27 protein-coding genes and 1 CRISPR repeat array are annotated in these 22,744 nt (G+C 65.9%); of the genes, 15 read left to right on the top strand and 12 right to left on the bottom strand.

Annotation, left to right across the window (positions count from 1 at the left end; translation table 11 throughout):
• Positions 1–72: 72 nt before the first annotated feature.
• Entirely contained in the window at positions 73–2,457 is a 2,385-nt protein-coding gene (locus G6O69_RS10350; protein WP_172303347.1) for a Tex family protein, read from the bottom strand.
• 73 nt (positions 2,458–2,530) lie between these two features.
• Here G6O69_RS10350 and G6O69_RS10345 point away from each other — a divergent pair, with 73 nt between their 5' ends.
• The 3 genes from G6O69_RS10345 to G6O69_RS10335 all read left to right on the top strand — a co-directional run bounded on the left by G6O69_RS10345 (position 2,531) and on the right by G6O69_RS10335 (position 5,372).
• Entirely contained in the window at positions 2,531–4,201 is a 1,671-nt protein-coding gene (locus G6O69_RS10345; RefSeq protein WP_172303346.1) for an adenylate/guanylate cyclase domain-containing protein, read from the top strand.
• Positions 4,201–5,079, top strand: a complete 879-nt coding sequence (gene gloB / locus G6O69_RS10340; protein ID WP_172303345.1) for a hydroxyacylglutathione hydrolase — start codon at positions 4,201–4,203, stop codon at positions 5,077–5,079. Before G6O69_RS10345 ends, gloB begins: the two co-directional genes overlap by 1 nt.
• A 140-nt stretch (positions 5,080–5,219) precedes the next feature.
• Positions 5,220–5,372, top strand: a complete 153-nt coding sequence (locus G6O69_RS10335; RefSeq protein WP_176396752.1) for a hypothetical protein — start codon at positions 5,220–5,222, stop codon at positions 5,370–5,372.
• Between the two features lie 45 nt (positions 5,373–5,417).
• Here the strand turns inward: G6O69_RS10335 and G6O69_RS10330 are convergent, their stop codons facing one another.
• The 5 genes from G6O69_RS10330 to G6O69_RS10310 all read right to left on the bottom strand — a co-directional run bounded on the left by G6O69_RS10330 (position 5,418) and on the right by G6O69_RS10310 (position 9,728).
• A complete protein-coding gene (locus G6O69_RS10330) occupies positions 5,418–6,563 on the bottom strand; it encodes a site-specific integrase (RefSeq protein ID WP_172303344.1) in 1,146 nt (381 codons plus the stop codon).
• A 68-nt stretch (positions 6,564–6,631) separates the two neighbouring features.
• A complete protein-coding gene (locus G6O69_RS10325; protein ID WP_172302468.1) occupies positions 6,632–6,859 on the bottom strand; it encodes a helix-turn-helix domain-containing protein in 228 nt (75 codons plus the stop codon).
• A 169-nt stretch (positions 6,860–7,028) separates the two neighbouring features.
• Positions 7,029–7,444: a CRISPR direct-repeat array (repeat unit 36 nt; unit sequence GTGCTCAACGCCTTTCGGCATCAAGGCAAGGAAGAC).
• A gap of 858 nt (positions 7,445–8,302) precedes the next feature.
• Positions 8,303–8,644, bottom strand: coding sequence for a helix-turn-helix transcriptional regulator (locus tag G6O69_RS10320; protein ID WP_172303343.1), 342 nt, complete (start codon positions 8,642–8,644; stop codon positions 8,303–8,305).
• A gap of 64 nt (positions 8,645–8,708) precedes the next feature.
• The gene (locus G6O69_RS10315; protein ID WP_172303342.1) at positions 8,709–9,263 is read right to left on the bottom strand and encodes a Uma2 family endonuclease; all 555 of its coding nucleotides are present in this window, start codon (positions 9,261–9,263) and stop codon (positions 8,709–8,711) included.
• Between the two features lie 24 nt (positions 9,264–9,287).
• Positions 9,288–9,728 carry a hypothetical protein gene (locus G6O69_RS10310; RefSeq protein ID WP_172303341.1) on the bottom strand — a complete coding sequence of 147 codons (441 nt, stop codon included), beginning with the start codon at positions 9,726–9,728 and terminating at the stop codon, positions 9,288–9,290.
• A gap of 145 nt (positions 9,729–9,873) precedes the next feature.
• Here G6O69_RS10310 and G6O69_RS10305 point away from each other — a divergent pair, with 145 nt between their 5' ends.
• The gene (locus tag G6O69_RS10305; protein ID WP_172303340.1) at positions 9,874–10,200 is read left to right on the top strand and encodes a hypothetical protein; all 327 of its coding nucleotides are present in this window, start codon (positions 9,874–9,876) and stop codon (positions 10,198–10,200) included.
• Positions 10,201–10,269: 69 nt separating this feature from the next.
• The gene (locus G6O69_RS10300; protein WP_172303339.1) at positions 10,270–11,079 is read left to right on the top strand and encodes a hypothetical protein; all 810 of its coding nucleotides are present in this window, start codon (positions 10,270–10,272) and stop codon (positions 11,077–11,079) included.
• A 113-nt stretch (positions 11,080–11,192) separates the two neighbouring features.
• Here the strand turns inward: G6O69_RS10300 and G6O69_RS10295 are convergent, their stop codons facing one another.
• Positions 11,193–11,732, bottom strand: a complete 540-nt coding sequence (locus G6O69_RS10295; RefSeq protein ID WP_176396751.1) for a sigma-70 family RNA polymerase sigma factor — start codon at positions 11,730–11,732, stop codon at positions 11,193–11,195.
• Between the two features lie 154 nt (positions 11,733–11,886).
• Between G6O69_RS10295 and G6O69_RS10290 the strand changes: the two genes are divergently transcribed.
• Positions 11,887–13,419: a serine/threonine-protein kinase gene (locus tag G6O69_RS10290; protein ID WP_255216210.1), complete on the top strand. Its 1,533-nt coding sequence runs from the start codon at positions 11,887–11,889 to the stop codon at positions 13,417–13,419.
• Here the strand turns inward: G6O69_RS10290 and G6O69_RS10285 are convergent.
• The 5 genes from G6O69_RS10285 to G6O69_RS10265 form a co-directional block, all read right to left on the bottom strand.
• Entirely contained in the window at positions 13,380–13,907 is a 528-nt protein-coding gene (locus G6O69_RS10285; RefSeq protein WP_172303336.1) for a hypothetical protein, read from the bottom strand. The genes G6O69_RS10290 and G6O69_RS10285 overlap by 40 nt on opposite strands.
• 122 nt (positions 13,908–14,029) lie before the next feature.
• Positions 14,030–14,458: a hypothetical protein gene (locus tag G6O69_RS10280; protein WP_176396749.1), complete on the bottom strand. Its 429-nt coding sequence runs from the start codon at positions 14,456–14,458 to the stop codon at positions 14,030–14,032.
• Positions 14,459–14,472: 14 nt separating this feature from the next.
• Positions 14,473–16,434 (bottom strand): hypothetical protein, encoded by a 1,962-nt coding sequence (locus G6O69_RS10275; protein WP_172303334.1) that lies wholly within the window; start codon positions 16,432–16,434, stop codon positions 14,473–14,475.
• Positions 16,434–16,646, bottom strand: coding sequence for a hypothetical protein (locus G6O69_RS10270; RefSeq protein ID WP_172303333.1), 213 nt, complete (start codon positions 16,644–16,646; stop codon positions 16,434–16,436). The genes G6O69_RS10275 and G6O69_RS10270 overlap by 1 nt, the downstream gene beginning before the upstream one ends.
• Before the next feature lie 28 nt (positions 16,647–16,674).
• Positions 16,675–17,802 (bottom strand): hypothetical protein, encoded by a 1,128-nt coding sequence (locus G6O69_RS10265; RefSeq protein ID WP_172303332.1) that lies wholly within the window; start codon positions 17,800–17,802, stop codon positions 16,675–16,677.
• Positions 17,803–18,167: 365 nt separating this feature from the next.
• Here G6O69_RS10265 and G6O69_RS10260 point away from each other — a divergent pair, with 365 nt between their 5' ends.
• The 9 genes from G6O69_RS10260 (at position 18,168) to G6O69_RS10220 (ending at position 22,743) form a co-directional block, all read left to right on the top strand.
• The gene (locus G6O69_RS10260; protein WP_172302440.1) at positions 18,168–18,560 is read left to right on the top strand and encodes a hypothetical protein; all 393 of its coding nucleotides are present in this window, start codon (positions 18,168–18,170) and stop codon (positions 18,558–18,560) included.
• Between the two features lie 75 nt (positions 18,561–18,635).
• Positions 18,636–18,860, top strand: coding sequence for a hypothetical protein (locus G6O69_RS10255; RefSeq protein ID WP_176396748.1), 225 nt, complete (start codon positions 18,636–18,638; stop codon positions 18,858–18,860).
• A complete protein-coding gene (locus tag G6O69_RS10250; RefSeq protein WP_255215706.1) occupies positions 18,857–19,456 on the top strand; it encodes a hypothetical protein in 600 nt (199 codons plus the stop codon). The genes G6O69_RS10255 and G6O69_RS10250 overlap by 4 nt, the downstream gene beginning before the upstream one ends.
• Entirely contained in the window at positions 19,456–19,914 is a 459-nt protein-coding gene (locus G6O69_RS10245; RefSeq protein WP_255215756.1) for a hypothetical protein, read from the top strand. The genes G6O69_RS10250 and G6O69_RS10245 overlap by 1 nt, the downstream gene beginning before the upstream one ends.
• Positions 19,877–20,563, top strand: coding sequence for a hypothetical protein (locus tag G6O69_RS10240; RefSeq protein WP_172302439.1), 687 nt, complete (start codon positions 19,877–19,879; stop codon positions 20,561–20,563). Before G6O69_RS10245 ends, G6O69_RS10240 begins: the two co-directional genes overlap by 38 nt.
• Complete coding sequence (locus G6O69_RS10235; protein ID WP_172303331.1) at positions 20,560–20,760, top strand: peptidoglycan-binding protein; 201 nt, start codon at positions 20,560–20,562, stop codon at positions 20,758–20,760. Before G6O69_RS10240 ends, G6O69_RS10235 begins: the two co-directional genes overlap by 4 nt.
• Positions 20,761–20,763: 3 nt before the next feature.
• The gene (locus G6O69_RS10230; protein ID WP_172302437.1) at positions 20,764–21,585 is read left to right on the top strand and encodes a hypothetical protein; all 822 of its coding nucleotides are present in this window, start codon (positions 20,764–20,766) and stop codon (positions 21,583–21,585) included.
• Positions 21,575–22,321 carry a hypothetical protein gene (locus G6O69_RS10225; RefSeq protein WP_346017006.1) on the top strand — a complete coding sequence of 249 codons (747 nt, stop codon included), beginning with the start codon at positions 21,575–21,577 and terminating at the stop codon, positions 22,319–22,321. Before G6O69_RS10230 ends, G6O69_RS10225 begins: the two co-directional genes overlap by 11 nt.
• Positions 22,318–22,743 (top strand): hypothetical protein, encoded by a 426-nt coding sequence (locus tag G6O69_RS10220; protein WP_172303330.1) that lies wholly within the window; start codon positions 22,318–22,320, stop codon positions 22,741–22,743. Before G6O69_RS10225 ends, G6O69_RS10220 begins: the two co-directional genes overlap by 4 nt.
• Position 22,744: the final 1 nt, after the last annotated feature.

The raw sequence follows: 22,744 nt of genomic DNA, 5'->3' as shown, positions 1-22,744 counted from the left end.
CTGGCCAAAGGGCCGCTGTGGAAGCGCCCAGTCACTGGACCCAGCCGCCCAGTGACTCGACTGCCCAGCCGCTCAGCGGCGCAGCTTGGCGAAGGGGTTGTTCTTGAAGCCGGCCTCGTCGTGGTTGCGGCGACCGCCCTGCTTGCGCCCGCGGCCGCCCTCGCTCCTGGCTCCACCGCGCTCTCCCGCGCGCTCGCGCGAGCCTCCGCCCCCGCCTCCGCCCCCACGGTCCTGACCGCGTGCTCCGCCCGCGCTGGCCTGGCCGCCCTTGGGCCCGCCCTTGCGCGCCGACAGCCCGACCCGCTTGCGCTCGAGGTCCACGCTGAGCACGCGGACCTTCAGCCGGTCGCCGACCTTGACCACCTTGGCGGGGTCGTCGACCCAGCGATCCGAGAGCTCGCTGACGTGGACGAGGCCGTCCTGGTGCACGCCGAGGTCCACGAAGGCGCCGAAGCGGGTGACGTTGGTGACCACGCCCTCGAGCTCCATGCCGATCTCGAGATCCTCGAGCTCGCGCACGTCGTCGCGGAAGTTGGGGGCCTCGAACTCGGCCCGCGGATCCCGGCCGGGCTTGGCGAGCTCGGCGATGATGTCGCGCAGCGTGGGCTCGCCGACGGCCTCGCTGACGTAGCGGCGCAGCTCGATGCGCTTGGCGAGCTCGGCGTCGCCGACGAGGCGCTCGAGGGGCACGCCGAGGTCGGTGGCCATGCGCGCGACGAGCTCATAGCGCTCGGGGTGCACGGCCGAGCGGTCGAGGACCTCGGCGCTCTCGCGCACGCGCAAGAAGCCGGCGGCCTGCTCGAAGGTCTTGGGCCCGAGGCCGGGGACCTCGAGCAGCGCGGCGCGGCTCGCAAAGGGCCCGACCCGCTCGCGGTGCGAGACGATCTTGCGCGCCAGGGTGTGGCCGACGCCAGCGACGTAAGCCAAGAGCGGGGCGCTCGCGGTGTTGAGCTCGACGCCGACCCGGTTGACGCAGCTCTCGACGACCTCGTGGAGCTTGCGCCCGAGCAGGGTCTGCTGCACGTCGTGCTGATACTGGCCGACGCCGATCGACTTGGGGTCGATCTTGACGAGCTCGGCGAGGGGATCTTGCAGGCGGCGAGCGATGGAGATCGCCCCGCGGATCGTGAGGTCGAGGTCGGGGAACTCCTCGCGGGCGACCTCCGAGGCCGAGTACACGCTGGCCCCGGCCTCGTTGACGCTGATCACGATCGGCGCCTCGCCGCCCTCGGCGCTCAGCTCGGCGCGCAGCTCGGCGACCACCGAGCGCGTCAGCGCCTCGGTCTCGCGCCCGCCGGTGCCGTTGCCCACGGCGATCGCCCGCGGACGATGCAGGCGCACGAAGGCCGCGAGCTCGCGCCCCGCACGGGCCTCGTCGCGGACCGGGTAGATCGTTTGCGTGGCCAGGAACTTGCCGGTCGCGTCGACGGCCGCGCACTTGCAGCCCGTGCGCAGCCCCGGGTCGATGCCGATCACCGCGCACGAGCCCAGCGGGGCCGCGAGCAGCAGGTTCTCGAGGTTGGAGGCGAACACGTCCACGGCCTCGCGATCGGCTCGCTGCTTGAGCTCGACGCGGACATCGGTCTCCACGCCCACGGCCAGGCGCCCGCGCAGGGCCTTCTTCACGGCGCGGCGCAGCAGCGGGGCGTAGGGCGAGCGCTCGTCGAGGCCCATGCGCTCCTCGACGGCGCCCTGGACGAGCTCGGGCTCGACGAGGATCTTGGAGCGCAGCACCCCGGCCTGCTCGCCGCGGCGGATCGCCAGGTAGCGGTGCGAGGGCATCTTGGCCGCGGGCTCGGACCACTCGAGCCAGTCTTCGAACTTGCCGCGCTCGGCCGGGTTGGCGCCGGCGACCTCGCTGGCCTCGAGCACGCCCTGCTCGCCGTAGTGGCGGCGGACCATGGCCCGGACCTCGGGCTGCTCGACCACGGCCTCGACGAGGATCTCCGAGACCCCGGCGAGCACGGCGTCGACGTCGGGCAGCTCCTTGCTCGCGTCGACGAAGGCCGCGGCCTCGCCCTCGAGCTCACCTTCGACACCTTGGGCCAGCACGCGCTCGGCCAGCGGGCCGAGGCCGCGCTCGCGAGCCACGGCCGCCTTGGTCCGCCGCTTTTGCTTGTAGGGCAGGTAGAGATCTTCGAGGGCCTGCTTGGTCGTCGCCGCGCGCAGCTTGGCCGCGAGCGCGGGCGTGAGCTTGCCCTGCTCCTGGATCGAGGCGAGCATGGTCTCGCGGCGCGCGTCGAGCTCGACGAGGTAGTCGCGGCGCTCCTCGATGGTGCGGATCTGGACCTCGTCGAGGCCACCGGTCGCCTCTTTGCGGTAGCGGGCGATGAAGGGGACGGTGGCGCCGTCACCGAGCAGCGCGAGCACGGCCGCGATCGCGTTCGCGGGCAGGGTCAGCTCTGCGGCCAAGAGCGCGGTGGGATCGAAGGGTTTGGGCGAGGTCTCGTCAGCCATGCGGGGGGCGTTTCTTTAAGGCGACGATCCAGCAATTGCAAGTCGCGGGAGCGGCGGAGACAATGTCTTCGCCATGCCGCGCGTGACCGCAAACCCGGGCCGCGCCGACGAGGTGGCCCACGACCTGCGGGCCGGCGAGTACACCCTCGGACGCGGCCGCGAAGCGGACGTCCGCGTCAACAACAAGAGCCTCTCGCGCAGCCACGCGACGCTGACCATCGACGAGCGCGGCGCGGCCACGCTGCGCGACCTCGGCAGCAAGAACGGCACCTTCATCGAGGGCGCGCGCCTCGACGAGCCCGTCGCCCTGCGCGACGGCCAGCGCTTCGTCTGCGGCGACGTGCACTTCGCCTTCCACGCCCCGAGCTTCTCGATCCCCGCGCCCGAGTCGATCGTCCAGGAGATCTCGACCGAGGCCTCGCGGACGCTGCTCAACGATCTCCTGACCGGGGCCCGCGACCGCCGGGCCTTCGGCGCCCGCGTTTCCGTCCCCAAAGAGGCCCAGGGCCGGCTGCGGGTCATGCTCGAGGTCACCCGCCTGCTCGCGGGAACCGACGCGATCGACAAGCAGCTCACCAAGATCCTCGAGCTCGTGTTCACGATCCTCGCCATCGATCGCGCGGCGCTGATCTTGATCGACGAGGACAGCGGCGAATTCGGACCGCCGGTGGTCGAGTGGGGCCGGGGGATCTCGGCCGACGGCGGCGACCCCTACAGCCGCAACATCATCAACTACGTGCGCGAGCGCAGCGTGGCCGCGCTGTTCTCGGACACCCGCGCCGACCCCCGGCTCGAGGACGCACACTCGATCCACTACACCTCGGTGCGCTCGTCGATGTGCGCGCCGCTGCGGCCCAAGGACGAGGTCATCGGCGTGCTCTACGTCGACAACCTCAGCGCGCCGCAGATGTTCTCGGGCGAGGACCTCGAGCTGCTCTCGGCCTTCGCCGCCCAGGCCGCGATCGCGATCGACAACGCCCGGCTCTACGAGCGCCTCAAGCGTGAGTCGACCCTGCGCAGCAACTTGATGCGCTTCTTCCCGCCCACGGCCGTCGCCCAGCTCATGGCCAAGCCGGGCTTCGCCGACGAGGCGATCGAGACCGAGGTCACGGTGCTCTTTTGCGACATCAGCGGGTTCACCGAGATGACCGGGAAGCTGCGCCCGCGCGACGTGGTGGCCCTGCTCAACCGCTACTTCCCGCGGATCACCGAGGTCGTGTTCCGCTACGAGGGCACGCTCGAGAAGTACATCGGCGACGCCCTGCTCGCGGTCTGGGGCGCGCCCTTTCGCCACGAGGACGACGCCCTGCGGGCGGCGCGGGCGGCCGTCGACATGCAGCAGGCCGTGCGCGAGCTCGCCGAGGAGCTGAGCATGGAGTTCGGCGACGACGCCCCGCCGCTGCGCGTGCACATCGGCCTGAGCAGCGGCCCGGTCGCGGCCGGGAACATCGGCTCGGAGTTCTTCTTGCAGTACGCCACCATCGGCGAGACCACCAACTTGGCGAGCCGGATCTGCGAGCTCGCGGGGCCTGGCGAGATCGCGCTGAGCGAGTCCACCGTGGACCGCATGCGCGCCCAGCTGTCCAGCCCCGAGGCCCAAACCGAAGCCGGAGCCGAAGCCGAACCCGACGCCCGAACCGAGCCCGGAGCAGGGCGGCCGCCCGGGCGCCTCGTCGGTCCCGAGTCCCACAACGTCCGCGGGCGCGAGCAGCCCGTGACCATCTACAAGCTCGAGTACGAGTGATGCAGCACGTCGTCAGCGTCCCCAGGTCCCCCATCGAAGTCCACGTCGGTGCGCGCAGCTTGGAGCTGCACCAGATCCCCGTGTGGCGCGACAACTTCACCTGGCTGATCGTGGATCCGCGCACCGGCGAGGCCGCGGCCGTCGACGGGCCCGAGGCGGATCCGGTGCTCGCCTACCTCGACGCCCACGACCTCGAGCTGAGCACGATCTTCACCACGCACACCCACCCGGACCACATCGGCCTGCACCGCGACCTCGACAAGGCCGAGCGGCTCATGGGCCTGCGCGTGATCGGCAACGCGGCCGTGGGCCAGCGGGGGATCCCCGGGCTCAACGCCGCCGTGCGCGGGGGCGACAGCATCGACTTCGCCGGCGTCCGCTTCGAGGTCATGCTGACCGAGGGCCACATCGACGGCCACCTCAGCTACCGCGCCGGGCCGCTGCTCTTTTGCGGCGACACCCTCTTCGCCGGCGGCTGCGGCTACCTCTTCGACGGGCCGCCAGCCAAGATGCACGCCAGCTTGACCCGCCTCGCCGCCCTGCCCGAGGACACCCTGGTCTGCTGCGCCCACGAGTACACCGAGGACAACCTGCGCTTCGCCTGGTCCGTGGAGCCCGACAACGCGGCCCTCGCCGCGCGCATCCGCGAGGTCTGGGAGCTCCGCGCCCGCGGCGAGTCGACGGTGCCCTCGACCATCGCGGTCGAGCGCGCGACCAACCCCTTCTTGCGCGCCGACTCGCCGACGATCCGCGCCACGCTGGCCGCCGCCTTGCCCGAGGCGCCGCTCGAGACGCCGGCCCAGATCTTCGCCGCGACCCGGGCGCTCAAGGATCGCAAGACCTACAAGGACAGCCCGGACTCGGCGCTGCCCCTTTGAGCACCCCACTGAGCAGCGCCTGCTCGCGCGGCCCAAAAAAGCGCGAGCCCGGGGCAGGTCCGCGATTCGGACCCGACCCGGGCTCGGCTTGCTTCGCGCCCTCGAGTCGAGGCGCACGAGCAGTCGGCTAGGAGCCCGTGGTGGAACCCAGCGCGGCTCCTGGCGCCGGGATTTTCGTCGAGGGCGCGAAGCCAAAACGCCGCTGTACCGGGTGTACTGCCAGTTTTGGCGACAAAGCCCTCGGCGAAAAGACCAAGCGAGGTGTCGCGCTGGGTTTCACCACGGAATCCTGAATACGCCCCTAAGCCATCGAGATCAAACAAGTTTCTGGAGCCCGGCTAGACCGTCTCCACCATGTCTCCACTCCCGACCGGCGAGCCGGGCGAAGGAAGTTCGAGGAGCTTGATCGCCCGCTCGAGCGCAGCAGGGCTCAAGTGCATGTAGCGCTGCGTCGTCTGGAGGTTGCCGTGCCCGGCGAGCTCCTGGATCGCCCTCGCGGGCGCCCCCCTCATGGCGAGGTGGGAGCAGAAGGTATGCCGGAGCTTGTGGGGCGACCTGTACTTCAGCTTGGCCTGCCGGCACAGCTTCATGAGCCAGTTCGCCAGGCTGTTGACGTGCAAGGGCTCCCCGTCGTCCTCGTAGAGGACCCGCGGGCCTTGTGAGTGCCGGTGCTTCCTGAGCGCCTTCGTGAGCCGCTCGGTCATGGGGACCGTGCGGATCTTGTCGTGCTTGGGCAGCGTCACGTGGCCCTCCCACTCCGCCTGTTCGACCGTGAGCAGCCGCCGGCGGAAGTTGATCGACGACCACTCGAGGCCGCGGATCTCACCGGAGCGCAGGCCCGCCTCGCCGCCGAGCAGGACCATCACGAGCATGCGGTGGTCCAGCCGCGTCGCTGCGGTGACCAGCGCCTCGAACTCGTCGAAGTCGTAGAACTCCATCGCGGTCATGGGCAGCTTGAGCATCTCGATCTCGAGGGGCATCGCCTCGATGATCCGCCAGCGGACGGCGACCTTGAGCATGGTCTTGACCTGCCCGAGGAGCTTGTTGACGGTGCTGTTGGCGAGGTGTTTGCGCTGGCCCTTGAAGAGCTGGATGTCCTCGGGCGCGAGCTCGTGGAGCCGAGTGCCCCCGAAGGCGGGGAGGATGTGAAGGCGCAGCTTCTTCTTGGTGTTCTTGACGGTGGTCGGCTTGTGCCGGTTGGCGTACACGTGTCCTTCGAGGAAGCGCGGCGCGAACTTGGCGAAGGTCGGGACCTCCTTCGTCTCGGACCGGGGCGCCGCCCCGGCCTTGGTGCGCGTCGACGTCTTGGGCGTGGGCCCGTGCTTGAGCAGGTGGCGCTCCCGCTGCTGACCCCAGCGCAACGCGGCCGACTTGAGCTCGACGGGCGCCTTGCGGCGCTCGCGGTATCGCTCTCCGTTGTCGAGCCGGATCATGATGTCGACTTCCCAGCCGCCCTTGCGGTACGGCCTGATTTTCACGGTCATTGCCTGTCTCTCCTGACAGGCGCGACCGCACGTCTGATGCCCACCCAGCCTAGCAGCGGGGGATCGACCTAGCCAGCCCACGGGCCAGGCTCGACGGAGGAGGCCAGCCACGCCTCGAGAGCGTCACGGCGGAAGCGCAGCCGCCGGCCGAGCTTGGTGACCCCGGGGATCTCTCCGCGCTCGACCATGGCGTACACGGCCTTGCGGCTCACGCGGAGGAGCTGGGCGACCTCGTCTGCCTGGAGGAGCAGGGGGAGGTCTTCGAAGCCTGGCAGGCGACGGGAGCGGCGCGCCATCCAAGGAGTGTGGCGCGGGTCCGAAAGGCCGCCAACGGCCGTGGGGCGGGGATCGATGCCGACGTCTTGCGATCGTTCCGGTGTGTAGGCCGGGCGGTGATGTCGGGTCGCACAGTCGTCCTTTGGGTGGCTGGGCTTCCGGCCACCCGTGACCCCGAGCGCGTCGCCCCCCTGCAAGCCCTTTCGGCATCAAGGCAAGGAATACAGGCGTCAAGTTCTAGTGGCTCCGACGCGTTCTTTCGCTGTGCTCAACGCCTTTCGGCATCAAGGCAAGGAAGACCGAGGTGAAGACCAGACACCACGCGAGCGGCTGCCACAGCCTGTGCTCAACGCCTTTCGGCATCAAGGCAAGGAAGACCCCGGGTCACCAGCAGCGAGGGCGGCCAGCGCTCGCTGGTGCTCAACGCCTTTCGGCATCAAGGCAAGGAAGACAAGCATCTCCGAAACGGTGCGCTCAACCTGCTTCGCCGAGTGCTCAACGCCTTTCGGCATCAAGGCAAGGAAGACACAGCCGTTGGTGACTCTCATGTCGGGGAGCGCCGAGACAGAGTGCTCAACGCCTTTCGGCATCAAGGCAAGGAAGACCCTGCCTCTGCAAGTCCGCAAGATAAAACACTTTTTTCACCTCCTCCGCAAGCACCTCCCCGTGCGCTCTCTCCGCACGCCAAAAGGAGACCAACCCCTGACCCAAAACCCCGCCAAACGACGTTCCCTGGCCCCAAATCCCCCGGTGAGCACCTCTGCCCCCCTCCACAGCCTCTAAGTGCGCGTGTTCATTCATGAAAGTTGTCAAACCGGGGCTTCCCTCGGCAAACACCCGGAGGTGCTCACCCCTGCTCAGAAGCTGTCGTGTTGGCGGATCGAGAGCAAAATACGCAAACCCTGACCTCGATGGTAGCACTTTTCATGCAAGCATCAGGTGCTCCCCAGTGGGCTCCCAGCTGGCGAGCAGGCCCAGGGTGATCCGCTCCGCACGCTCGAAGTCTCCCTCACCCTCGTGGCGACATATTGAGGGAGCAAGGCGTCGAAACGTTCATTCAGGGCAACTGCGAGGACGAGGGGCGCCACACCTGCACGCGCGCGCATTTCATTGATCGCATCCACACGATCGCGCAGATCTTCATCCGGCCGAAGCGGCGTCCGATCACTCACCATTTGTGACCATGCGCACTGCACGTTTGCCGAGGGAATGCCTAATCAATTCACCTACTCACTGAGCCTGACGTCGAGGGGCACGACCGCGGGAGCAAAGCGCAGGCGGGCCCCTCGGCGAATGCGGCCTACGGCAGTGGGCCCTCGGTCTCGGACGTCCACATGCATCTGTACCGCATCGCTGATCACCAGCAGCCGCACCGCGGGATCATCGGCCGCTCCCGGACCGAGACGCCAAGCACAGCCGTGAACACGACCATCGACTCGCCAGGCCGTTCTTGGATCGGGGGCTTACCCCTTGAGGCAATCGAGCAACACCTGCAACACCCTGAGCATCTGCCTCACCTCCTGCGTCTCGAGCCCCCTGAGTAAATCCTGGAGCTCCCGACTCGGATCCAGCTCGCCAAACTCGAAGGCCGCGAAGAGCGTGCTGAGGCTGAGCGTCATTCCCTGGGAGAGCTTCCTCAGCGTGTCGAGGCTCGGCGAGAAGTTCCCCTTCTCGAGCCGGCGGATCGTGTCCGCGGACAACCCCGAGCTCTCGGCGAGACCCTCTTGAGTCATGTTCCGAGCCTTGCGCAGAGATCGAACATGACTGCCAAAGTCTTGCCTGAACTCATTGTCGGTCGTGTTCATCAATCACCGATACCGATTCGATAGAGACATTCTCGCTCAGGAGGCGAGCTCGCATTTCGGGCGATCACCACAGCGGGCCCAGGCTCAGGGTGCACGAGACAAAAGGATCGGCTCGCACGTAGGCGTTGCCGGAGTGAGTCTGGAGCAGGGCAGGCACGCCATCTCGTGTCTGATAGATCTCCAGCCGCCGTCGGGGCCGGTCGATGAGCCAGACGAAGGCCACTCCGGCCGCGGCGTAGCGCGGCAGCTTGCGCTGGCGGTCGAGTTCCTCGAACGCAGGCGTGAGTAGCTCGCAGACCCAGTCCGGCCGCTTCTGGGCGCAGATGTGCTGCGCCTCGAACTCCGCGGCCTCGCCCTCGTAGCGCCACCCTGCGATGCCGGGCACGAGCAGCTCTACTCCATCGAGCCGGAGCAATGGTTCCTCGAGGAGTAGCCACCCCTCGCGCCGCTCCAGCTCGCTGAGCAAGGTCGAGCGCACGACGAGGTCGAAGAAGTGGGGCGCGGGTCGACTGTAGAGGTCTCCCCCGATCAGCTCCGTCACCCGGTCTTTGCGATCGTGCTGGTTGAAATCACGAAAGGTCGCCCCTCGCTTGATGGGCTTTGGCAGGGCGCGGCTCATCGCAGGCACGCAGGAGGGGCCCAACTAGGAACGCTCTACCAACCCCCAGCGTGTTCCGCTGGTCTGACCGTGACGCCGCACGACCCCCGCGGCCTCGAGACGGCGCATCGACGCTTGCAGCTTCCAGCGAGGGCCCCCGAGGCGAGTTCGCAGGTAGGCCGCCGCGACAGGCCGTCCAGCTGCGGTGAGCACCTCGATGGCGAGCTCATCGAAGTCCTCCCCGGTGGCCTTCTTGGCGCGCCCCAGGCGGGCGTAGTCGATCGCTGACGGGTCGGAGTCGCCGCCCTGCGCAGTGCGGCTCACCTGAAGGAGCTCATCGATCGTCAGGGTTCTGAGGACCGGAGCCAGGGGGTCGTCGCTCATGACGAAGCTGGCGAGCTCGCCGAGGCTGATCTCCGGATGACCATAGATGACGCGGAGCACCGCGCTGCGCTGACCGTCTTCGAGAAGGGCTTCCAGGCTCACGCCTTTAGGTCACCAAACCCCTCGAAGTGATGGCCCAAATCTGGGAAGCGGAACGAGAGTAAAGTCACTCCCCGGACGGGGGCGCTTGGCTTGCTTCTACGACTCTAAGAAGGAGATGGGCGCAAGTTCGAGTTGGACACACGAAATGATGTCCTTGCACCAGTATCTCGTGACGCCGAAGAGTGCGGCCCCTGACACCGAGCAACTCGTTAATCGTAAATATGTCTGGTGGCAGCATGCTCATGTGCCGGAAGTCCAAAGAAAAAATCTCTCACTTCTTCTGCTGACCTCTTCGGTTCTGCTGCCAGCCTGTGGAGGAGCGTTTGGTGGTGGCGATGACGAGGCTGGTAGTCTGATCGAGCAGGTGTGCAGCACGGACTGCAATCACCCCGAGCAGTGCTTGCTACAGACCAAGGATGATCCTGGGCCGGATGACTGGGAGGTTGTCTTTTTGTGCGGATTCCATCTATAATCTAGAGAATATGGGAATTCAAATTGAGCGTGATGGAGTCGCACTGAACCTTCGCTATGAGGTAGCGCCGTGAGCCTACGTCTACGCTGGGTGCTTCTTCCCCTGCTGGGCCTGAGCTGCTCGGAGCGCCCGATTCCCGAGCCGATTCCCGATGGTACGGCGCAGCGCTACGCTGAGGCGCTCTGTGCTTCGGTTCAGGACTGTGGCTGTGGCTACTTCGAATCTTCCGAAGCCTGCGAGGTCGTGGTGGCCGAGCAGTTCGATGCCATCGCTGGGGGGCTGCGCGACTTCGACCAGGAGTGCTTTGACGCCTTTTTGGCAAGCGGCGCCTATGAGAGCTGTGGCACTCCCCAAGAAGCGAGGGACCTCTTTCCCGATTGTGCAGCGTTTTACGGCTCGGCTGTCGAGGGGGAATCTTGCATTCCCAACGCGCTCTTTGGAGACATGAACCCCACTGACACCTGCGTGGAGGGAGTGGACTGCTACTTTGTCACCGGCGTGTGTGACAATGACCCGCCTTTTCCAGACTTCAAGTCAGAAGGGGACATCTGCTCTGAAGCGTTAACAAACAATTGCTTCAATGAATATCTCTACTGTGATGAGGGTGTTTGTCGGCAGCGGGCGGAGTGCGATGAACCTTGCACGCATGTCTTCGGTTGCCACTTCGGGTTCTGCCAAGGTCTCCAGGAGGATGGCGAGGGTATTTGCACACCTCGGTTGGACTTTGGTGATCCCTGCGACCCCAAGGACTACTACAGTTGTGACCCGCCGCTCGGTGGGGACTACGGGTGGTGTAGCCCGACAACGCAACACTGCAAAGACACGATTCCCTACGCTTGTCAGACGATCCTCCAAGCCCTCGGTCCTTCTACGTATTGATAAATTGACTGAAAAATAGTTCGTGATGGCAAACTCGTTCCCCCCAAGAGGGGGGGCAGAGGATGTGCAGCATCGCTGTATGCAGATGCGCATGGTTGCTGGGGAGTGCGCCTTCAGGACGAGGAGCTGCTTAGAGAAACCCGGGGCTTCCTCTGGCTCTCATCGAGCAGTCGCCGGAGCTGACGAACCACCTCCCCCATGCGCCACCGAGCCGTGCTCAGCTGGATGGACTCGGCCTGCGCGAGCGCTTCGGGGCGACCTCCCGCGAGGCGATGCCGAAGCGCACGCACGAAGATCGAGCCGAGCTTGGCCACAGCGCTCTCCAAGCGGCTCGCCTGCTCCTGCATCTCGAGCTCCTGACTGGGGCTCTTGTCTCGCGCCAGTGGTTCGGCCTCGAGCTGCACCCAGGGCCGCCTGACCTGGCTCTGGTGGGCTTGAAGGCGCTTGTTCTTTGCAGTCACCCGCAGCCAGCGCAGAAGGGAGTCTTCCTGCCGAGGCTCGAAGGACCAGATCTTCTCCCAGACAGCCAAGAAGGCGTCATGAGTGAGATCCCCAGAACCCAGCATGCGCTCGAGCTCCTCGGCGAGCACCTTGCCCAGCGCCTGACTGGCACCGGGCTTTTGGGCGAGCGTGTCGACTCTGAGTTTTTCCAAACGCTTGGCCAACCCTTCGTCGTTCACCATCAAACGCTATCACTGACTGCAACCGACGCGAAACTGTACCAAGGTCCATGCACGTTGGTGTAGGATTGGCGCCCCGGGGTCCCTCGTGGAGATCAAGTACCATTCCGAAGAGCAATACGTGCCGATGACGCCCGAGGAATTCGAGGTGATCGAGCGCGAGTACGCCAAGGTCTTCGGCCCCGATGACGCGATCGATCGTCCCCGCGCCGCCGATGAGGGCAAGGATCGCTACGCCGAGGGACCCTGGCGAGAGCTGCGACGCGAGGTCGATGAGCGTCATCTGAGTGCCGTGCTGGGTGACGGGGAGCACGTGGCCATCGGGCGCTTCGAGCTGCTCTGGGAGATCGGCCATGGGGGCATGGGCGTGGTGTTCCGGGCCTGGGACTCCACGCTCGGGCGCATGGTGGCGCTCAAGCTGTGGACCGACGCGATGCCCAGCGAGGACGCGCGGATGCTTCAGGAAGCGCAGGCCCTGGCTCGCCTCTCGCACCCCAACGTGGTCTCCGTGTTCGACGTCGGCGAGTACGAGGGCCACCTCTACGTGGTGATGGAGTTCATCCGTGGTCAGGACGCCGCGCACTGGGATCCGCGCCACTGGAGGGAGGTGCTCTATGTCTACGGCCTGGCGGCTCGTGGTCTGATCGCCATCCACGCGGCCGGCTTGGTCCACAACGACTTCAAGCCCGAGAACCTGCTGCTCGGGGACGATGGGCGCGTGTGCGTGGCGGATCTGGGCCTGGCGGCGTCGATGCCCCGGGGCGTTGAGTCGGAGCAGAAGCCTGGGGGGACGACCGGCTACATGGCGCCCGAGCGCGTGATCGGGGGTCCTGGGGATGCACAGTCCGATCAGTTCTCGTTTTGTGCGGCGGTCTACGGGGCGCTCTATGGGACGCTGCCCTTTGGTGGAGGGACACGCATCGCCGTGCTCGAGGCCATGGAGGCCGGGGAGTTGGCGGCCGGAGACAGAGCCCTGCCGGGGATCCCTCCGCGGGTCCGGGCTGCGTTGCTTCGGGGGCTGGCCTGGCGAGCGCAAGACAGGCACCCGAGCATGGAGGCCCTGCTCGCCGAGCTCGAGAGCGCGGAGCGAGAGGCACTGGAGCGGAAGACGCGCAGGCGTTCGATGTGGGGGCAGGTGCTCCTTGGGGGTCTGCTCTTGGCCTCCCTGGGAGGATTTGCGGTAACCAAGCTCGGAGATGTGCCTGGCAGTGAGGATTCCTCGCCGGTCCTGCCGCTGCCCTCGGTCCCCAGGTGGTGGGTGGGGTTACATGAGAACCTGGAGGCGTGGAACGCGGCATCTGCGGGGAAAACACAAGAGTGTTATAGCCACTGGCTGTTGAGCCGAGAGCTCCTTCAACGGACTCTTCCCCGTGCCCACAGTCTTTTCTCAGAGGCGATCTCAAACGAGATTCTCGAGTTATCCCCGACACCCGCCAACTACATCATTGCAGGCTGGATCGCGGAGGGGGCATCTCAGTCATGGGAGTATACCGAGGATTGGAGGCGAGCATCCATGGCCAGGAGTCAAGCCGCGTCTTTGCTCGAAAGTGCAGGCGAAATCGATCTGGCGAGGTTGCAGCAATACTGCGCAATCGCCAATGCAGTTGGAGAGCGATGCGACTACTCTTCACAGCCCGCTGTCCCATCTATGTTTGAATAAGGCGAATCGCAGTGAACGAAGAACCCTCCACATATTTCAGCGAAGCTGAGCTCGTAGCACTCGTTACTGCTCGAGTAGCAGCACAGCGGAACCGTATATACAAGAGATGAACTCCCCGAGGGCGCCACATCACAGAACCCTCGATCGCAGGCATCGTCGAAGGGCTGGTAGCACACGACCTCCCCGTTGTTCTTCTCCCCGTAGTCGCACCACATCTTGATGCCTGTCGTGCATCGCCCGTTCTCGTCGGTGGCCGTACAGCTCGCGCTCGCGCCGATCGAGCAGCACACGTGGTCGGCCCACAGCGGCGCGTCGGGCCCGGTCCACTTGCAAAAGCGAGAGAGCCTGGTGCCCTCGCTGTCGGTGACTGGTGCGCCGATCTCATCGAGGTAGACGTCGTCGCAAAGATCCGGAAGCGAGGCCAAGGCCGAGGCTGGCAGCAGTAGTCCCAGGGCAAAGGCGAGTATGAGCGTGTTGTTCCTGATCATGATGGGCTTCCTCTAAGGGCCAAAGGTAGCCCACTTCGAGCTCTGAAGGCGAGAGGAACTCGAGCAAGCCTCTGGCCAAAGCTCAAAGAGCTCAGCCGCGAGGCCACCGCACGAATCAGGCGCTACAAGTCGCAGGTGATGAACTTGTTTCGAGCACCATCGGGCAGCTCGGGACACATCTCGATGGCGTCCTGGTAGGCGACAGTGCAGTCATCGTACCAGCCGGCTTCGCACCCTGGGTTCATGCTCAGACAGTTGCCGTACTCTTCCACTACCGGATTTGCACAGTCGAGGTAGCGCTTGCCCTCCTCCTCGAAGCCCTCGAGCGAGTCGGCGAGACACTCGCGGTCTTCAGCTCGAAGATAGAGTGCGTCCGCACATGCCTGTATGCTCGCGTAGAGCACGTCCTCCGGGCATTCACAGATCTCTGCGAACGCCATGTTTTGGAGGCTCGCGTAGAGTTCGAGTTCCTCCGAGACATCGGGGGGCTGCTGGCATGCGACGCAAGAAAGCGAGGCCATCAGAAACATGCGGCATAGGCGCCTTGGCATGGTGCCATGGTAGGCTATCCCTCCTGATCTTCGCTAGAACGGCTGAGCCTGAGTGTTGCACCAGCAAGCACGGCCGCGCTACTCACGCCAACACCCACGGTGACCGCCCGACGCCAACGGCTCCGGCCGGCTGTGTTCATCGGGACGCGGGGCGCCTTAGCCGCGATTTCGTTCGCACTGGTGAGGGTGGGTCGCCCAACGACCTGCGGCCGTCGGGGCGCCCTCGGTGGCCTGATATCGGGTGCGAGCAGCTGGTGGCCATCGACCCCCGGACCCTTGAGCAAGGGATTGACCGGCGATGCCTTGACCCCGACGGCCTCGAGCTCCGCGCGGTACTCGGGATCGCTCACCTGCCGGAGGTCGATGAGCATCCGCTTGCCGTCGTTGAGGAGCGCTCGCCGAGCATCCATGAAGCGGTCGGCGAGCGCCGTGGAGCGCAGCTTGCCGCCGGGATGGTAGAGCGCGCCTGCTCCTGGCGGGACGTAGGCGACTTGAAAAGAGTCGAGGTAGTGGGCCTGGAGCGCTCGCAGGTCCTCGCAAAACGGCTTGATGATCCTCGAGAACACCGACGCCTCGAAGGGGATCGAGAACGTGCTGTCCTCCCGCGGTGACGCGATCAGCCCGAGCGGCATGTCGGGCTCCCGTCCCCCCAGCTCGGGCCCGGTCTTCCCGTCGAAGGATGTCATCAGCGTTGCCAGCCTGGAGATCAGTCCCCGCCAGCCTTGGCCTTTATAGTGAAGCCACTCCTCGGCAGCGAATTCCCAGAAAAACTCGAAGGAGCTCTTCCACTGAGTCAGCATCTTGTCGGTGTCCAGCGTATAGAGCAGTGGCCCCGGCCGGGAGATCATGTCGAGAGTGTTGAGCAACAACTTGTTCGTCGATGGATAGAACGCCCCCACGTTCTCCCCAGGGGTCGACGCGTTGAGCGGAGCCCCGCCGTAGGCCCACCCGACCCCCTCCGTCGGCCACACCGACTCCGGGTCCACGCACTGCCGGCAGTCTCGGCTCCCGTCGAAGGTCTTCACGCCCTTGTAGCAGGGCTTGTCCACGCCCTTGCACCTCAAGGTGTAGCGATCCACCGACGTCCCGCGCACCGAGTAGTAGAAGCGATACGACGCCTGCAACACCCGCAGCGTCACCATCGTGCCTGGCATGAACCCGAAGGTCGATCCATCGCCGGGGTCGAAGCTGAACTCCGTGTCGCCCTTCGGCCCCCGTGCAACCTGCGGGGTCCCTTGCTGCGCGGCGATCCCATCTTCGCGATGCTGAAAGGTCCAAGGCTGATCGTGGCGATAGGCCGGCAAGTATAGCGAGGTGTAGTCGGCGTTGTAGGCTGGCTCGATCTTGCCGTCGGGATACACGATCCCGCCGGTCCCCAGCTCCCTGAAGACCTCGAACACGCGGTTGACCTGCCACGAGTCCGTCGCGGGGTCGTCGGTCTGGAGCGGCGGCAACACCACGTCCTTGCCCAGCTCCTCCGCCCGGATGGCCATCCCCACGTCCACCGCCCACACCGCCACCGCGATCACCTGCGCGATCGTCCGCGCGATGATCCCCGTGTTCGCGGCGATCAACTGCAAGACCTGCAAGCCCATGTCCTTGAGCAGCGTCGGGAGCACCTCCTCGGCGTTCTCGAAGTTGCCGAAGGCGTCGAGCGTCCGGGTGATGTTCCCGTAGACGGTCGCCACGGCGCCGCCGAGGTCGACCTTGTCCAGCGCTGGGAGCCCCACTCGGGTCGCCAGCTCATAGACCCCGATCTGCATGCTCGAGATCCAGTTTTGCCAATCCGCCGAGGCGAAGGCTTGCATCGCCAGCTCCCCCACGAGCCCCACGGCGGGATCGAGCACGGAGTTTTGAAGCACCTCCTTGCCCGGCATCTTGCTGGCAAAGGTGAGCCACTCGGACCCCTGGGGAAATACTCGCTCGGCTCGCTTGGTGACCTCGCTGATGTAGGTCTCGGCTGGTCGCAACAACATCAGTCCTTCTCCCGTCGCCCAGGTCCGACCTGGGTCACCTTGAGTCCTTCACCGCCGCTCGAGGGCGCGGGCCGTGGCGTGTCGACGATCTCGACGAGATCGCCGAAGAGCGCGAGCGCGAGGGCTTCTTCGTCCTCGAATTCCTCGAACCCCAAGGCCCGCTCGAGGTCCTCGCAGGTGAGCCCCTCGAGCTCGCCCGCCTCGAGCTCCAAGACCGTCGGACCGAGCCGCCCTTCAGAGCTACTCTTGCGCTGGCTCGCCATAGTCCCCCAACCTGTACATGGCCAACCGGCCCACGATGTAGCGCCCCGCGAGCTGCTGCTCGGGCGTTCCAATCTCCAAGAATCGTTTGGTCACAAATACCTTACTCATCCCACGCAAGTGCAAGAGCGCCTCGCGTTCGTCTTCCATCTTTGCAGCTTCCTCCACCAACACCATGAAGCCTTCGATCGCGTTGCGATTGTCATTGAAGAGCTTGCATAGCTGCGGCTGCGTCAGTGTCATCCCCACATAGGCCAGCGCTTGCTGTGCGCATCGAAACTCAGGGAACACCTGCATGGAGCGGTTGGCCCAGTTCTCGAACATCGCCCGTGCCGTGGGCACGACCGTCGTCAACGTGGCGTCGACTGCGTAGCGCAGGAACTCCAGGGTCATCCCCCGACGCTGGGTCTGCTGCTTGGCCTCGAAGGCGCGGGCGCGGGCTTCGGTCCGCCCGGTGTGTTGGTCGAGCAGCCCTCGCACCTGCTCCTGTTCGTACTCGATCGCCCGCTCGAGGATCGCCCGGGTGCTCGAGATCAGCTCGGGCGCGGCGGCCGACGCTTTTTGCGCGAGCGAGAACGAGTGGTTGCGCTCCTCGGTGAGCTTGAGGAGCAGCTCGTCCTTGATCGCGTTGATGCGCTCGAAGTCGTCTCCAAACCGATCCTGCGGTGGGGAGTGCTCCTCTTCGCCCATCTCCTCGCTGGGGCCTCGCCCGCCCTCGACGCGGCGTGAGACCTCGAAGAGCACGGCACCGTCTTCTCCGTAGCCGCGCAGCTGGAAGTCGCAGCGCGAGTCGAGGCCGCGGGCCCAGTGGACACAGCGGCGCCACAGCCCCTCGACGATGAGCCGCGCCTGCTCGCGAAGTTCCTGCGGATCCTCGTCCTCGCCGGGCGGCCACTCGAAGTGGGTATCCGAGAGCTCGAAGCCCTCCCAGGTCCTTACGGGTGCCCCCTCGAACTCGGACAGGTCCAGCGCCGGCGAGACCATCGGCCGGTACCGGCTCGAGCCTCGCCGCCACAGCAGCCGTACTCGGAGCAGTTGTTCGTCGTGGGCGACGAGCGCATCGATCCACTCGTTCGGCGCGGACGCCTCCCGTTTCTTCACCGTCATGTTCTCTCCTTCTAACGAGCGACGAACACCAAGCTGAGGGAACCCTGGGCAAAGGTCAACGGCAAAAGTCTATTTTTCCTCTCCGCTGTCTAATTCGAGGATCTATGAGCACGAATAGACCGGACAATAGACCGGATAATAGACCGGGCAATAGAGAATCGAATAGACCGGAAGGCCTGAAACACAAACGAAAAAACCAGGCGGTGACCTCGAGGCTCTCAAAAGCGGGAACATTTGCCGGTTTTCGACAACCCCTGGCGATGGCACGCCAAAAGGCATGTGCATGACCTGGCCGCGAATAATCTGGACACATGCAGACCCGCGGGCATGTTGACGCTTTGCGAAAACCAGCCCAGTTTGTTGCCATGGCAGTCAGTAGTCAGTTGGCGACGCGCGAGGAGATGCTCGACAGCCTCGACGCCGAAATGGTGAGGCTCACCGAAGAGACCGAGGCCACGGCCTTTGGTCTCGAGTGCGCTCGACGAGAGGCCGAAGATGAGCGCCGCTCGCTCTTGTTTCACCGCACGGCCGAGGGCCTGGAGGTGGCCACGAGCGTGTGCGCGGGCAGCTTGTCCACGGTGCATCTGGGCTCCGTGCCTGCTGGCGCCGCAGCGAACTTCTTGATCGGCGGCGCCTCGAAGGTGCTCAGCTTCATGGCCCCCAAGCACCCTGCGGCCCAGGTTCTCAGCCGGGGAGGCAAGGAGTTCTTGCACTGCCAGCTGGCGATCCTCGCCCGCAACGCGATCCTCGACCCCTGAGCGCGCATGCGCACCCACAAAGGTAGACCCATGACCAAAACCCAGACACAAGAGCGCCCCCTCGAACAGCGAAAGATGCAGCGCAAGCAGGCCAAGCAAGCAGGCCGCGACCGTCGGGCCGAGATGATCTTGGCCGCTCAAGACGAGAAGAAGACCCGCGACGAGCAGCTGGAGCTGCAGATCTCCAACGTCGACGTGCGCGTCGCTGGGCTGGAGGCTCGCTGCGCCAAGCTGGAGACCCTCCTCGCCGAGTTCGCCCCTGAAACCCAGTCCCCACTGAACCAAGAGGCCAAGTCATGATCGGATCCCATCTCAACAGTCTTCTCCCTTGCACCACACCAGGCTCGCCCTACGGCCTCGAAGCCGCGCAGGAGGCCATGGAGCGCAAGATGGTCTGCCCCAGCGAGTTTGCCTTTGGCTGCGTCGTGCCTTTCGAGGTCGAGATCGCCTTGGCCCCTGGCACACGCGTGAGCCATGAGGTCAAGCCCAACGTCCGGCTCCTGCCCGTCGCCATGGTCGCCCACTTGTCGGGATCGGATATTCGGATCGAGGCGATCACGCGCCGAGACGACCGTGCCGCGGGACTCACGGGAACGGGGATCACGACCACACGCGACCCCGACAGCTTCGACTGGGAGCCCCTCAAGACGCCCTTCAACCCTTTCCCCCCAGACATCGGCCCCGTCGACAGCAGCAAGGGCTTTCAGATCACGGTCTCCAACCTCACTGGCGACAAGAGCCAGCTCTTCCAGGCCACCTTCTTCGGGGCGATCGGTGGCTACGCCGGGCTTCGCTACCTTCAGGACAACATCGGCCTGTCCGATCAGCTCTTCAGCAAGCTGGGCACCTGGCTGCGAGAGTCTGGGATCACGATCGAGAGCAGCGGGGCGAAGTGATGATCCGCTTCCCCATCGAGCTTGTCGGTGAGCAGCTGCTCAGCGAGGGGGCGGTGTTCTTCACCGAAGCCCTCGCCAAGCTCAACGCGCGTCAGTTCGTGCGTGAGCAGCCCGAGGACTCGCCTTGCTGCGCGCAGTGTGCTGGCTGCGAGCTCGATCGGGAAGCCCCGCTGCGCGACGCCAAGCGCCTGCTCGAGGCAAGGCAGGCTTCGCCCGCGAGCATCGTGGCCTACTCCATGGGCCGCGAGCTCGCGCAGGGCGTGGCCTGCCGCGTGGTGCTGATCGACGGGCAACGCCTGGCTTATCAGCGTGAAGACGGCGCGGTCGCGGATCCGCTGAGCAAGTTCGAGAGTGAGACGAAGGAGCAAGACCATGGCAAAGAGCAGTGCTGCTGCGGACAAAGCGAAGGACAGGCCGGCGATGACACCCACGCAGGGCGCCAAGACAGCCCGCGCTGACCTCCCGGCGACTCGCCCCAAGACCGACGAGCCGGCGCGCGTCGACGTCCGCAGGTCCTCTGGTGGGGTGGTCGCGGCGGGCCTCGGCGCGGCCGCGGGCACGGGGCTCGTCGCCTTTGGCCTCTACAAGCTCGGCGAGCGTGCCGGCTGGTGGGGGGATCCGAGCACGATCGTGATCGACGACCCTGCGGACAGCGGCGGAGATCAAAGCGGCGGCGGGGAGAGCAACTCCGGCGGCGGCTCCAAGAGCTCGACCATTGCGATCGGGAACCCACCCAACATGAGCGGAGATGCAGAGGGGTACAACACCTCGCTCTTTCCTTCGCCGGCGGCGGTCCGCCTGGCGCTCAAGTCCCTCGGCTATGACGTCGAGTTCGAGGCTGCGCCCCTCGTCGGCTACGAGGAGACCCACGGCGAGGTCCAGCGCTTTCAAACCGACTGGAACCGGGTCATCAAGGCGATCGACACCGGCAAGATCAGCTTGCCGAAGTCCGTGAAGAGTCCGGAGAAGCTGGCGATGTATCGCGGGCTGCTCAGCGTCGACGATATCCCCGGGAAGTACACCTTGCGCGCCATCGAGATTGCGATCCGCAACGCGCTGACCAACCTCGTCAAGTTCACCAAGATGCGAGAGGAGTCGAAGCGATGAACAGCCGACGCAAGCTCGAGGCCCTCGGCTACGGGACGACCGCCAAGGAGATGGAGCGCTTTCAACGCGACTACAACCGCTTGCCGCCCAAGCGCCTGCTCCCTCTCACGGGGCGCTTCGACGCCGCAACCGCCAAAGCGATCGACCTCGCCTACGAGGTCCGCACGATGTTCATCCTGACCCGCGACGGAGACTGAGCCATGCCCGACTTCGTGGACCTGCTCATTCAACCCTCCGTGGCGACGGCGTCGCTAGAGCCGAGCCTCGGCCCCGAGGTGATCCCCTTCGTCCCGGCACAGAGCCTGGGCGCGAGCCCGCCACACGACGAGGTCTACGAGCTCGACGACATCGACCTCCAGGCTCTCGAACCCGGGCAGCCGCCGGTCCTCGGCGAGCTCGAGGCTCCCCACTACACCGAGGTTCTCGACCAGCTGTGGATGGAGTTCGACGATCCCGAGGAGCGCACGGCTGGTCGCATGCTCGCCCTGGTCGAGCAGGTCGCGGCCGAGTCCATGCGCCTGCACCAATTGCAGCTCGAGTTTTGGGACTCCCTCGCGGCCAAGACGATCCCCGAGTCGGAGTTTGACCGCTTTCAAAGCGAGTATCTGGCCTATCTCAAGCGGCTCAAGGGCTACAAGCAGACCCTGCTCGTGCTGCCCGAGACCAGCAGGGACACCGACGAGATCTACCTGGGCTTGATCAAGCGTCGATCGGGGGCAGGCCCCGTGCCGGACGCGATCATGCACCTGTACTTCTCCAACCAGATCGGGATCCTCGAGCAGCACGCCGAGGACATGAGCGAGGGCTTTGTCGGTCGTGTCATGACGGCCCTCGCGGTCGTGGATCGCGTCGCCGAGGACGCCGCCGAAGCGCTCTCGGACGAGGTGCGGGATACCGCCGAAGACGCCCAGTCCGCATGGAAGCGAGCGTACTGGTGGATCGTGGGCGGGGTCACCGTGGTGGTGAGCGGGGCCGTGGGCACCGCGGTGTTGCTCACCCGCGAGGGCAATCGTGAGCGGTGATCTCGAGATCCCAGGGTGGGCCTGGGCGGCCCTCGGCGGCGTCACCCTCGGCGGGTTGCTCGGGGCCATGGTCATCAGCGCGCGCCGGCCTGCCTGGGAGATCCTGCTGCGCCGAGCGGGGGCGCCCCGCGAGCTGTGGCCCTTCGCGGCGATCCAGCGCTACACCGAGAGCCGCGGGAACCCCAAGGCCGGCCTTGGCCGCCCCGAGCTCTTCCCTGCGTGGGCCGAGCCCCGCAACGCCTCGCGCGCCCAGCAGCTCAACGAAGCCGACGCGGCCGCGTCCGCCTACGACCGCAACGCAGAAGCCTACGCCGAGTCGCCCTATCCCAGGCAGATGTGGGTCTTTGGTAGCGGCGGGGCCTATGGCCTGCTCCCGGCGAATGCGCTGGCGCCGTGGCAGGACACCGACGCGCTACGCCGCGGCAAGGTCACCCCCTACGACGTGTTCAACCCGTGGCGCTCGACGGTCTTCTTCCTCGAGTACGTCCGCCGGTTGATCGGGAAGTCGAGCTTCACGAGCTTGCCCGAGCGCTCGCGCACCTTCATGGCGCTCAAGCGCGGCATGGCCTCGCCTGCGCTGGTGAGCGACGTCAACGAGCAAAAGACGCGCTCGCAGACCTCCCGGAAGAACGCGACCAAGGCCCTGAAGTCCCTCGGCTTGCGGGAGGACTATCTCGACCAGCCCGTCCCCCTCGACTGGCCCAACTACCGCGGCGGCCTGGAGCTGGTGCCGTGATCTGCTGGACCACGGTTCGCCGCTTCGACGGGGACGTGTCCGAGGCCCTCCACACGGCGATCGTTCCCCCCGAGATGTCGGGCCTACGCTTCATCGCGCTGGTGACCCTCGACAAGGGCTCCGGGACCTACGCGCCCACCCCCGACGCGCCCACGCTGACCGTGGCCTGGGTGCCGCGAGAGCGTGTCACCGACGAAGCGAGCTCCACCGAGGAGATCGACGCCGCGCTCGCAGATCCCGACCAGGTGCCCTTGGTCATCACAGGGGATCAGCCGGTGTTCTATCGCAGTGACGACGGCTCCGCCTTTCCCGCGGTGGGGATCAAGGGATCCCTGATGGTCTTGGCCGTGCGCTTGACGAAGATCGTCGAAGGCGTGCACGGCCAGATCACCTTGGGCTGGGAGGGGCGTTCGAGGTGTTGAA

The organism is Pseudenhygromyxa sp. WMMC2535, from assembly GCF_011083025.2.
The sequence above is the reverse complement of the archived record's forward strand: the minus strand, read 5'-3'. Positions and strand labels throughout refer to the sequence as shown.

Excerpts from the sequence above, each read along its gene's own strand:
- G6O69_RS10345 (WP_172303346.1), top strand. The coding sequence starts at position 2,531 with ATGCCGCGCGTGACCGCAAACCCGGGCCGCGCCGACGAGGTGGCCCAC.
- G6O69_RS10305 (WP_172303340.1), top strand. The coding sequence starts at position 9,874 with ATGATGTCCTTGCACCAGTATCTCGTGACGCCGAAGAGTGCGGCCCCT.
- G6O69_RS10280 (WP_176396749.1), bottom strand. The coding sequence starts at position 14,458 with ATGCCAAGGCGCCTATGCCGCATGTTTCTGATGGCCTCGCTTTCTTGC.
- G6O69_RS10235 (WP_172303331.1), top strand. The coding sequence starts at position 20,560 with ATGAACAGCCGACGCAAGCTCGAGGCCCTCGGCTACGGGACGACCGCC.
- G6O69_RS10240 (WP_172302439.1), top strand. The coding sequence starts at position 19,877 with ATGACACCCACGCAGGGCGCCAAGACAGCCCGCGCTGACCTCCCGGCG.
- G6O69_RS10325 (WP_172302468.1), bottom strand. The coding sequence starts at position 6,859 with ATGGCGCGCCGCTCCCGTCGCCTGCCAGGCTTCGAAGACCTCCCCCTG.
- G6O69_RS10290 (WP_255216210.1), top strand. The coding sequence starts at position 11,887 with ATGACGCCCGAGGAATTCGAGGTGATCGAGCGCGAGTACGCCAAGGTC.
- gloB (WP_172303345.1), top strand. The coding sequence starts at position 4,201 with ATGCAGCACGTCGTCAGCGTCCCCAGGTCCCCCATCGAAGTCCACGTC.
- G6O69_RS10245 (WP_255215756.1), top strand. The coding sequence starts at position 19,456 with ATGATCCGCTTCCCCATCGAGCTTGTCGGTGAGCAGCTGCTCAGCGAG.
- G6O69_RS10250 (WP_255215706.1), top strand. The coding sequence starts at position 18,857 with ATGATCGGATCCCATCTCAACAGTCTTCTCCCTTGCACCACACCAGGC.
- G6O69_RS10255 (WP_176396748.1), top strand. The coding sequence starts at position 18,636 with ATGCAGCGCAAGCAGGCCAAGCAAGCAGGCCGCGACCGTCGGGCCGAG.
- G6O69_RS10265 (WP_172303332.1), bottom strand. The coding sequence starts at position 17,802 with ATGACGGTGAAGAAACGGGAGGCGTCCGCGCCGAACGAGTGGATCGAT.
- G6O69_RS10260 (WP_172302440.1), top strand. The coding sequence starts at position 18,168 with ATGGCAGTCAGTAGTCAGTTGGCGACGCGCGAGGAGATGCTCGACAGC.
- G6O69_RS10275 (WP_172303334.1), bottom strand. The coding sequence starts at position 16,434 with ATGTTGTTGCGACCAGCCGAGACCTACATCAGCGAGGTCACCAAGCGA.
- G6O69_RS10350 (WP_172303347.1), bottom strand. The coding sequence starts at position 2,457 with ATGGCTGACGAGACCTCGCCCAAACCCTTCGATCCCACCGCGCTCTTG.
- G6O69_RS10285 (WP_172303336.1), bottom strand. The coding sequence starts at position 13,907 with ATGATCAGGAACAACACGCTCATACTCGCCTTTGCCCTGGGACTACTG.
- G6O69_RS10330 (WP_172303344.1), bottom strand. The coding sequence starts at position 6,563 with ATGACCGTGAAAATCAGGCCGTACCGCAAGGGCGGCTGGGAAGTCGAC.
- G6O69_RS10315 (WP_172303342.1), bottom strand. The coding sequence starts at position 9,263 with ATGAGCCGCGCCCTGCCAAAGCCCATCAAGCGAGGGGCGACCTTTCGT.
- G6O69_RS10320 (WP_172303343.1), bottom strand. The coding sequence starts at position 8,644 with ATGAACACGACCGACAATGAGTTCAGGCAAGACTTTGGCAGTCATGTT.
- G6O69_RS10230 (WP_172302437.1), top strand. The coding sequence starts at position 20,764 with ATGCCCGACTTCGTGGACCTGCTCATTCAACCCTCCGTGGCGACGGCG.